This is a genomic window from Rhodovulum visakhapatnamense, from assembly GCF_004365965.1.
GTDB classification, from domain to species: domain Bacteria; phylum Pseudomonadota; class Alphaproteobacteria; order Rhodobacterales; family Rhodobacteraceae; genus Rhodovulum; species Rhodovulum visakhapatnamense.
Genome location: NZ_SOEB01000050.1, coordinates 1 through 8,735 on the forward strand (window position 1 = coordinate 1; position 8,735 = coordinate 8,735).

Consider the following 8,735-nt stretch of genomic DNA (forward strand, 5'->3'; position numbering starts at 1 on the left):
ACGCCAGGCGTGTCGCGACCCGCTACGACAAGACCGCTGAGAGCTTCCTCGGCTTCATTGACATCACGTCGATCCGTCTCTGGGTCCGCCATTTGCCAACATGACCTAGATTGGTGGACATGAACTATTGCGGGAATAATTCCAAGGCTAAGACTGCATTGCCAACTCAAGGTAGGATTTCGAAATCCCGTCAAGCGCAACTTCCAGAGAAGTTGGCCTTCCCACGAGGAACCCCTGAATGTAATCGCACCCAATTTGGTTTAGCTTAATGAAGTCCTCGACTCTTTCCACACCTTCCGCCACCACCTCCACTCCGAGTGCATGAGACAGCGAAACTATCCCTTCGATAAGAGCCTCGTTTTCTCCGCCACCTATTCCGCCAATGGCGAAGGATTTGTCAATTTTTAATGTTGAAAACGGAATCTTTCGAATATAGCCCACCGAAGAATATCCGGTTCCGAAGTCATCCAGCGCTACGGAAAAGCCAGCGGCAACCAGTCGGCGAACCTGATCAACGACAACCTCTGTATCCTGAAGTGCAACCGTCTCGGTGATTTCGAGTTCAATCCGCTCGGGTTCCACGCCTGAGCGAAAAACGCGCGTAGTAAGAGAAGACGCGAAACTTGGTGACATTAGCTGAATCGCAGACACGTTCACACTGGCAGAGATTCCGGGGTTTCTTGCGAGATCAAGGCAGACAATATCCAGAATCCTCCATCCAAGCGGAACGATCAAGTTGCTGACTTCCGCAATTCCGATGAATTCACTAGGAGAAACGATGTCGCCCGAGTCATCCCGCCATCGAGCCAACGCCTCCACTCTGATAAGCTTGCTGGGGTCTGAGGCGGAAACAATGGGCTGATACTCCACGAAAAAGTGGCCGTCAGTCGTCAGAGATTCGCGCAAGGATCGCTCAATTTTCCTATTCGAATGATCTGTGCGCTCCATCTCGTCGTCGAAAATCACTAGCCTCTGAAGCCCTTGGGTCTTTGCGTGATACATTGCGCGGTCGGCGCGACGCAGGACCTCTTGCGCACTTAGCTGCCCATTATGAGTGATCGCAAGACCTTTCGATACTGAGATATCAAACTCGAACCCGAGGCAGGATATTGGCCTGGAGCAAACGGATTGCAACCAACTTGCGCGCTTCTTTATCGCTTCAAGCAGTCCGCTCTCTCCCCAGAAGACAATGACGAACTCATCGCCACCGGTACGCGCGCAGAACGAATTTCTAAATGGAAATCCGTTCAGGCGTGATGCGAATGACTTTAGAAGGGCATCTCCACCGGCATGGCCGACAACGTCATTCACCTGCTTAAATCGATTTAGATCGAGCACGAGCGCAACAACTTCGTGTCCAGGCATCTGTAAAAGGGCTTCCATGCGCTCCAGCAGGTAGAGGCGGTTGGCGAGTCCGGTCAGGTTGTCTGTGCGCGCGAGATCAGCAGCCTCGCATTCCTTTCTAACGAGCTTGCGAATGTTGATGTTTACCACGGCAGCAGCGAGGATTGTGACTGCCGCAAGAGCTGCAGTAGCTGCTGCGAGAATCTTCCACATCTTTGCAAAGAGATTTGTCCCGGGCTCAGGAGCATTCCAGGAAAGTGATGCAATCGGCGCCTCATCCGGCCCCAATAGGCTGATTGAGGGCAGCGCTTCCGTTGAATATTCTGTTGTGAAGTGAATGTCTCGAACCGAAAGTTCGTCGGCCACGCGCAACAGCGCCTCCTGTGTGAGAACCTTTCCAACCATCGCGATTGCGTGTTTTTCACCATGGTTTGATTTTTCGAACTCTCCAAATTCTGGCAAGAGGTATGACGCGCTAAAGATTACTATTTTCCCGCGGATGTTCATGAAGAATTCATAGGTTTCGCGCGTATTCTGGTTCAAATCCGCTACGTGCCGGCGCAGTGCGTTCTGCACTTCTTCATCAAATAGCGAAGGTCCTGGTTGCAGCGTGCCTCCAGAGAACCATGCAATGGGTTCGGCAAACGGGCCATCGAACATTTCGGCATATTGAAAGACATCGCCTCGTACGGCGGTAATCCCATAGTTTGTAGAAAGCTTTTTTAGGTCCAGGTTCTCTGCCGCGAGGTAGACGTCTGTCCAATTATTGTAGTCGCTTGCGATTAAGGCGAGTTGCTCCTGATAGGCGCCGATGCGTCCCGACATCAAGACTTTGGATTGCTTTGCGGCATCTCTGTTTGTTGTATCTACTATGGAGATGAAAGATGCCCAAAGTACTCCTGAAAAGGTCGCAATGAATAGGATCGAGGCGGCCATTATTTTCGGGGGAAGGGCTTCCGATCTCAAGGCGTACGCTCCTTAAGTTGAGCCTTTGGTGGAGGCGAGAAGTCCAATACTACTACATTTCTGTAGTCGCAGGTCAGTTCGTCGCCGACCTTCAAATCCCACGCCGCAACCATCTCATCGCCAAGATCTATCAAACTTGGGTTGTCGCTATGATTCATGAAAATGTCGCCGTCGTTTCCTAGGCGGAAAACGCGTCTTGATCCGAAATATTCTGCATTTGTGCGAACCGTTTCGGCGTAGGGGTCTAGCAGGAATTCAAGCAGGCGTTCGGGAATTTCTACATCGAAAGTTGGTTCGAAACGCCAGATCACGTCGCCCTTTTTTGCTTGCTCGCGAGTGAAGACACCGAGCCCGTGGATTGGGCTGGGCGCAACGTAGTGACGAACGAGGATCATGGTGCTAGCTCGCCTCGAACTCTACGAGGATTACAGCAGTTAATGCGAGGACGATGCCTGTCCATTGGCGGAGCGACACATGCTCGCCGAAGGCGACTACGCCAATGAAGGAGAGTGCAACAATCGTGGCTGCGCTGTACAGAACGGCAATTTGCGGTAATGAGTGCGACTGCATAAGCGCGATCCATCCGACTGCTGTGACAGCATAGAGCAGCGTTCCTTTGACGAACCAAAAAGACGTGAGGGGAGACGGTCGAACCGCGGCCATCTTCAACGCATAGTCTCCGGCCGCCGTAACAATCACGATGCCTGCCAGGATGGCGTAAGTCTTTACCATTTCAGCGTTTTGCCCGTTCATGGGGAAGAATTTTTTCGGTCGCGTGAGCCTCGCACAACGAGGTAAACGAAACCTTATTCTGGACCGGAGGAATGGGCTTCTTCCCGCAGAGCAACGTGGCGCTTGCCCCCGGCATGATCATCTGCTGCCCTGCCGCGCCGCTGAGAGGACTGCCCGACACGCTCGAGGCGGTGACGGCGATCCCCCGACCTGACTTCCGAGATCCAGCCGACTCGGCGTCGAGGCGCCGCGAGGGTCTGCTTTGGAAAAGCTCGGCCGATGCCTCGGAACGGAGCCGAACGTCGGCTCCTCGCCGATACTGTTGAAAAACTCGGTTGCGGGGCCGCAGAGCACCAACCCATAGAACATGGTTCCGCCTTTTTGCGACCTTCCTTGGCAAACAGGCCGTTTCTTCCCCCGCGGAGAATAACATTCTAAACTCAGACGGCCTCTTGGCCTCGGTCGGAGTTTTTCAAGACAATCTGCCCCAAGCGGCAGAGGCTGTGTGAAAACTCAGATTTCCGGAGTCCGCGGGGAGTAACTTCCTCAGGAAGCGCTCGCGGCGGCCCGTCAGAAGACAGAAATCTCGTATGTGCTTGGTCGGGAGAACTTTGTTCCGGCACCGGACGTGCTTGACTGAGTTGTCACACAGCCTCGGCCCTGAGCGCTCGTGCCGAGAGCGGCCGTTCGACGCTCCCTGCCGTCGCCCGTTGACAAATCGTAGAAGCGGACATCCGCTTGGCCCACGGATCAGCCCTCAAACAGCGGCGCAGACGGCCCAGAGCCGACCTTCGTGCCTGGCGCGGCAGACGGCCGGTCCCAGCGCAAAGCTGCCGGTCGCAATCGGGGCGGCATGGCGCCAACCTCCAACACGATGGGCAGGGAACGGACGTTCGGCCCCGCTCCCAGACATCGGCCGAGCTTCCCCGAACCGGACCTTCACCCCGTCTCAACGCTGATTCGGCTGGATCTCGAAGGTTTGGGCGGATTGCGGACGTTTGCGACCGTTCCGAGGCATCGGCCGAGCTTCCCCGAAGCGGCCCCTCACCGCGCCGCAGAGCTTCAGGGCCTGAGAATCGGAAGTCAGGGCGGATACTGTTGAAAAACACCCGCTGTGCCCGATAGGCAGTCTTAGGTGGCGTTGTCGCAGAACGTCGGCCTGAGGTGTGAGTGGCCCTTTCCCGTCGGTGCTCAAGCCACGCGGACAACCTCGGCGGTGCCGAGTGCATTGAAGCGATTGATAAGGGCGACCCGGATGTGGATTTCGGCGGTTTGGCGATCGGGATCCCGCGCGGCGATGCGCTCACCGAAAGCCTTCAGGCATCGCATCTTGGCTTCCACGCGGCTGCGAGCGTGATATCCGGTCCGCCGCTTCCAGAATGCCCGACCGTAATAACGCGTGGCGCGCAGAGTTTCGTTGCGCGCCTTTGCAGCCGGGCAGTCCTCTTTCCAAGCCCGACCGTTCCTGCGGATCGGTATGATTGCCGTGCCGCCGCGCGCGATGACGGCGCTGTGGCAGCGGCGGGTATCGCAGGCACCATCTGCGGTCACGGGGCCAATGTCCTCGCCCTCAGGGATCTGGCCAAGCAGGTCCGGCAGGACGGGGCTGTCACCTTCCCGGCTCGGGGTGAACTCAACCGCGCGGATGTCAGATGTGGCAGTGTCCATGTCCATCGCCAGATGCACCTTGCGCCATTGGCGACGACCCTGAACGCCATGCTTGCGGGCCTGCCATTCGCCGTCGCCAAGAAACTTGATGCCGGTGCTGTCCACCAGCAGGTTCAGCGGTCCGCCAGCACGGCGATAAGGGATCTGCACCTTCAGGGTCTTCTGCCTGCGGCACAGCGTCGAGTAGTCCGGAACAGGCCAATCCAGCCCAGAAAGGCGCAGGAGGCTCGCGACCATCCCGGCTGTCTGCCTGAGCGGCAGCTTGAACAGAATCTTGATCGACAGGCAGAACTGGATCGCGGCATTCGAAAATACCGGCGGGCGCCCCGGGCGTCCCTCATGCGGCGCGTGCCAGGTCATCTCCTTGTCCAGCCAGATCAGCAGTGACCCGCGCTTCCTGAGCGCATCGTTGTAGGTGGACCAGTTCGTAGTGCGGTAGCGGGCGGGCTTGGGCTTGCTCATGCCGCTCGTCTAACCGCATGGATTTCCGATGTGAATCCTTCACCGGCCAAGTTCTGCAACAACACCCGCTGCGGGAGCCAAGACCGCCGACGAATGACCGCTCTGGGCCGAGGCTGTGTGAAAACTCAGATTTCCAGAGTCCGCGGGGAGTAACTTCCTCGGGAAGAGCTCGCGGCGGCCCCTCAGCAGAAAGAAATCTCGCAGGTGCTTCGTCGGGAGAACTTTGTTCCGGCACCGGACGTGCTTGACCGAGTTTTCACACAGCCTCGGCCGTTCCCTACCGCTTGAACGGGATGACGTTTGAACCACCGTTGGCGAAGGCAACTGCACCTTCACTGCGAATGGTCTTGGTTGCCTCCTCGAATGCGGCTCGGTCGTCTTCAAAGAGATCATCCCAAACAATGGATGTCCCGTCTTCAGTCACGACTTCCAGCGACCAACCGTCCCCGCCTTCGAGTTTGTAAATGTCCACCTTGAATGGCACGCCATCCTCAACAATGCGCCGTGAGGCGCTGGAAATCACAAGGTTGGGTTCGCGTTCCATCTGAATGCCTCCTGGATCTATAGCTCATGATAGAAGCACTGATCACAGAAGCCAATGTCCGCAAAGCGGGATGCGGTTGCTGCATTTGGAGCAATCGAAGGAAGGCCGCTTTGGGCCGTCAACGCTCCGTGGCTACCGTGTTGGACAGAACCGTATCGTCGAAAATCCCGTAGAGAGCCTGGAACTCGGCGGATCCTGCGTCGAGTTCGGCGGCGAGCGCGATACGCGTCTGCAGTTCGACGGAAGACAGGACAGCGTAGGCAAGTTCCGCATCCCCCTTCGGGATCTGCCGGGCGATGTCACGGGCATCCAGGCCCTGCGCCGTCACGTTCTCGACAAAAGCGAACCGCCGCGCCCGGTCAAGCAGCGCCTGAGGAACAGCCTCGGCACGCAAATCGAAATCCCGATAGTAATCGAAATCCCGATAGTAGGGGTCGAAAAGTAGGCTCACGACCTGCCTCGGGCCAATCCCTTCCAGAATTTCTGCCAGTTCGCGATAGCCCGATCCCTGGACCAGGGCGTCAAGGGCTTCTGCGTCTCCAGCGATCGCCGCTCCAAGGTTGAACAGCCTGATCGTCAGTGCCTCGGCGGCGGCGTTCTTGGAGTCGCCGCCGAAATCCGATATCCGCAGAAGTTCGTCCAGAGTCTGCCGCTCGCCCTCGGCCCCAAGGATGAAGGCGGCTTTTCCGGCACTGTCCCAGCCGCCGATTCTGTACGACCGGTCCGCCTCTTGCGCGATGGCTGCCTTTGCTCGCGCGGCGTTTCCATATGCGGCGCTGAGCCAAAGAGAGCGTGTCCTGCGGGGATTGGATTTGTACTGCGCAGCGGCGATCACCTCGTAGATGCGCCACAGTACATCCGGCTCGAAACGGGAAGGATCGTCGAGCTCCTCGATCTCTCCGAATTCGAAAAAGTTTTCCAGATAGGTATCTGCGTCCTCGGATCGCAGGACGATATCAAGGATCCTGTCCAGGCTGACGTCCGGCTGGAATCCCTTCTCTTCGAGTTTCGGAAAAAGCTCTTCCATGCGGGAGCCGAATTCCGCAAAGTCCATGCCCTCTCCAAAATCACACTCACGTACTCGGACGAAACGGACCCCGTGCGCGCCGCATCCTCTGCCGCCACGCGCTGAACCCGGTCCCTCAGGGCATCGCTGATGTCGTCCCGGAACAGCCGTTTTGTGCCTTCCTCGACAAGGGCCGCCGCCAGCGCCGACACGTCGCTTCCCTCCGGCACATCGAAAAACGGGGACTGATCCGCAATCGCCCTGATGACCGCCGCAGCACGCGCATGATCGCCAGTCGCAAATCCCGTCAGCCCGGCATCGACAAGGAACCCCGTCGGCCCGGCATCGACAAGGAACGCCGCGTGATCCTTGGTCAGGCGATTGTCGATGTCGAAGCTATCCCCGAAAAGCGCCGCGTAAAGCCCTGCAAGAAGCTCCTCGTAGCCACCTTTCATTGCGAATTCCGCGAGAAGCGCTGTTCTCCCCATGGGAGAGTTTTCGATCATCGCGCTCAGGCAGGGTTGCGTCGGCCGGATCGGGCATTCCTCGGCAAGCGCATCCTGCTCCAGATCGAGGGTGATGGCCGCAATCTCGCGGTCGAGTTCCGACGGCGTATAGGTGCCAAGCTTTTCGTCCAGCACGATCCTGACAGCCACATCGGAAGCCGGATAGTCTTCGACGATTGTCGTGAATGCCGATTTAATGTCATTCAACCGAGCCAGGCGCTCGGCAGGGTCTTCGGGCAGGTCGGCATAAAGACGAATGGCCTGAACAAAAAGCGCATTGGCGGCGGATTCCTCGGCCGACGCGCCGGGCGACGTCATCCCGATAGTCATTATGATAATCAAGGCGTAATGAAAAATCCGCATGCGTGCCCCCAAAATCCGAGTCCACGACCGCATAATCGTTTCTCGGCCTGTTCCAAATTCTCTCGTGCACGGACGCCCCTGGTTCCACGTCCACCGAATCCGATTGCAGGATTGTCAGGTTCCGTCCGACGGTCAAGTCTTGCGCGCACCTGGGCGCACACCGGTTACGTACGCAATCGTTCCACCGACGATGAATTCGGCTGATCTGGCGTTCCGCCTGCCGATGAGCGAGGAAGGCTGAACGTAAAGAAAGCCCGGCGCACCTGCACCAGATCGTCTTTCTCGCACGCGCGGCGAATGACCGGTTCGATGACGCTGCACCGTGGTGCCAATTCGGTCGACGAATGTCGGGAAAGGGCCGAGGCTGTGTGAAAACTCGGTCAGGCATCGTCGATCCCGAAACGACGTTTTCCAAAAGGAACAACGGCAGTATTTCGTTCTGGCTCCGGCCGCCGCATACAGGCCGCTGAGGAAACTGTTCCCGCCAGATTCTCGAAATTGGCGTTTTCACACAGCCTCGGCCGTCTGCGTCGCTGTTTGAGGGCTGATCCATGGGCCAAGCGGATGTCCGCTTCTGCGATTCGTCAACCGTCGACGGCAGGGGGTGTCGAACGGCCGCAATCGGCAGCGAGCGTTCGCGCTGCGGTCGAGGGTGTTCGGAGTTCGGCTTTATCTTGAAGAGGAGTGCGTCGGCCGTTTTCCATCGGCGGCGGCAAGCGGTTGATGTTCAATGGGCCGTTTCGCAGGTGTTTTCCACCACACATCATTGATCAGGATGGAGAATTTTCGTTCTCCCCAGCGCGCCACTTCCAAAATAACCAACTGAGAACTCACGACTTTTTCGGAAATGTTGCAACTGGCGCGGCGGGCGTTGCAACGTTCTGTTCTTGTTCTTCCCCCATGACAGCCCGTCGCCGACTCGCCTGGCGGGTATAGTGTTCGGCTTCCTTGAGGGTCTGATGGCCCAGCCAGGACATGATCTGGTGCGCCGACGCGCCCGCCTCGGCGAGGGCAACGCCGCGGGTCTTGCGAAGCCCGTGGGCGTGCTGTGTTCCCTGAAAACTGGACCGTTTGAAGCTGGAGTTTTCGGCTAATCTTTCCTGGCTGGGAGAGGAGCGGAAACGCATGAAGGCATCGAAGTTCA

Annotated in this window: 8 protein-coding genes and 1 pseudogene; 2 read left to right on the forward strand and 7 right to left on the reverse strand. The window is 57.7% G+C overall.

What is annotated here, in order from left to right:
- Positions 1-104 (forward strand): annotated as a pseudogene (locus EV657_RS20625) (IS5/IS1182 family transposase); the annotation flags it as partial.
- A gap of 43 nt (positions 105-147) precedes the next feature.
- Here the strand turns inward: EV657_RS20625 and EV657_RS20630 are convergent.
- From EV657_RS20630 to EV657_RS21755, 6 genes are all read right to left on the reverse strand, one after another.
- Positions 148-2,310 (reverse strand): putative bifunctional diguanylate cyclase/phosphodiesterase, encoded by a 2,163-nt coding sequence (locus EV657_RS20630; protein WP_134079702.1) that lies wholly within the window; start codon positions 2,308-2,310, stop codon positions 148-150.
- Entirely contained in the window at positions 2,307-2,705 is a 399-nt protein-coding gene (locus EV657_RS20635; protein WP_134079703.1) for an SET domain-containing protein-lysine N-methyltransferase, read from the reverse strand. Before EV657_RS20635 ends, EV657_RS20630 begins: the two co-directional genes overlap by 4 nt.
- 4 nt (positions 2,706-2,709) lie before the next feature.
- Complete coding sequence (locus tag EV657_RS20640) at positions 2,710-3,042, reverse strand: hypothetical protein (RefSeq protein ID WP_166673751.1); 333 nt, start codon at positions 3,040-3,042, stop codon at positions 2,710-2,712.
- Positions 3,043-4,233: 1,191 nt separating this feature from the next.
- Positions 4,234-5,172 (reverse strand): IS5 family transposase, encoded by a 939-nt coding sequence (locus tag EV657_RS20645; protein ID WP_134079707.1) that lies wholly within the window; start codon positions 5,170-5,172, stop codon positions 4,234-4,236.
- A gap of 277 nt (positions 5,173-5,449) precedes the next feature.
- On the reverse strand, positions 5,450-5,716 hold the full coding sequence (locus tag EV657_RS20650; RefSeq protein ID WP_134079708.1) for a hypothetical protein: 267 nt from the start codon (positions 5,714-5,716) through the stop codon (positions 5,450-5,452).
- Positions 5,717-5,834: 118 nt separating this feature from the next.
- Positions 5,835-6,770: a hypothetical protein gene (locus EV657_RS21755; protein WP_166673752.1), complete on the reverse strand. Its 936-nt coding sequence runs from the start codon at positions 6,768-6,770 to the stop codon at positions 5,835-5,837.
- 236 nt (positions 6,771-7,006) lie between these two features.
- Between EV657_RS21755 and EV657_RS21760 the strand changes: the two genes are divergently transcribed.
- Positions 7,007-7,795, forward strand: a complete 789-nt coding sequence (locus tag EV657_RS21760) for a hypothetical protein (RefSeq protein ID WP_166673753.1) — start codon at positions 7,007-7,009, stop codon at positions 7,793-7,795.
- A gap of 626 nt (positions 7,796-8,421) precedes the next feature.
- Here EV657_RS21760 and EV657_RS20660 read toward each other — a convergent pair.
- On the reverse strand, positions 8,422-8,735 hold a 314-nt coding region (locus tag EV657_RS20660), incomplete at its 5' end, for a tyrosine-type recombinase/integrase (protein WP_166673754.1).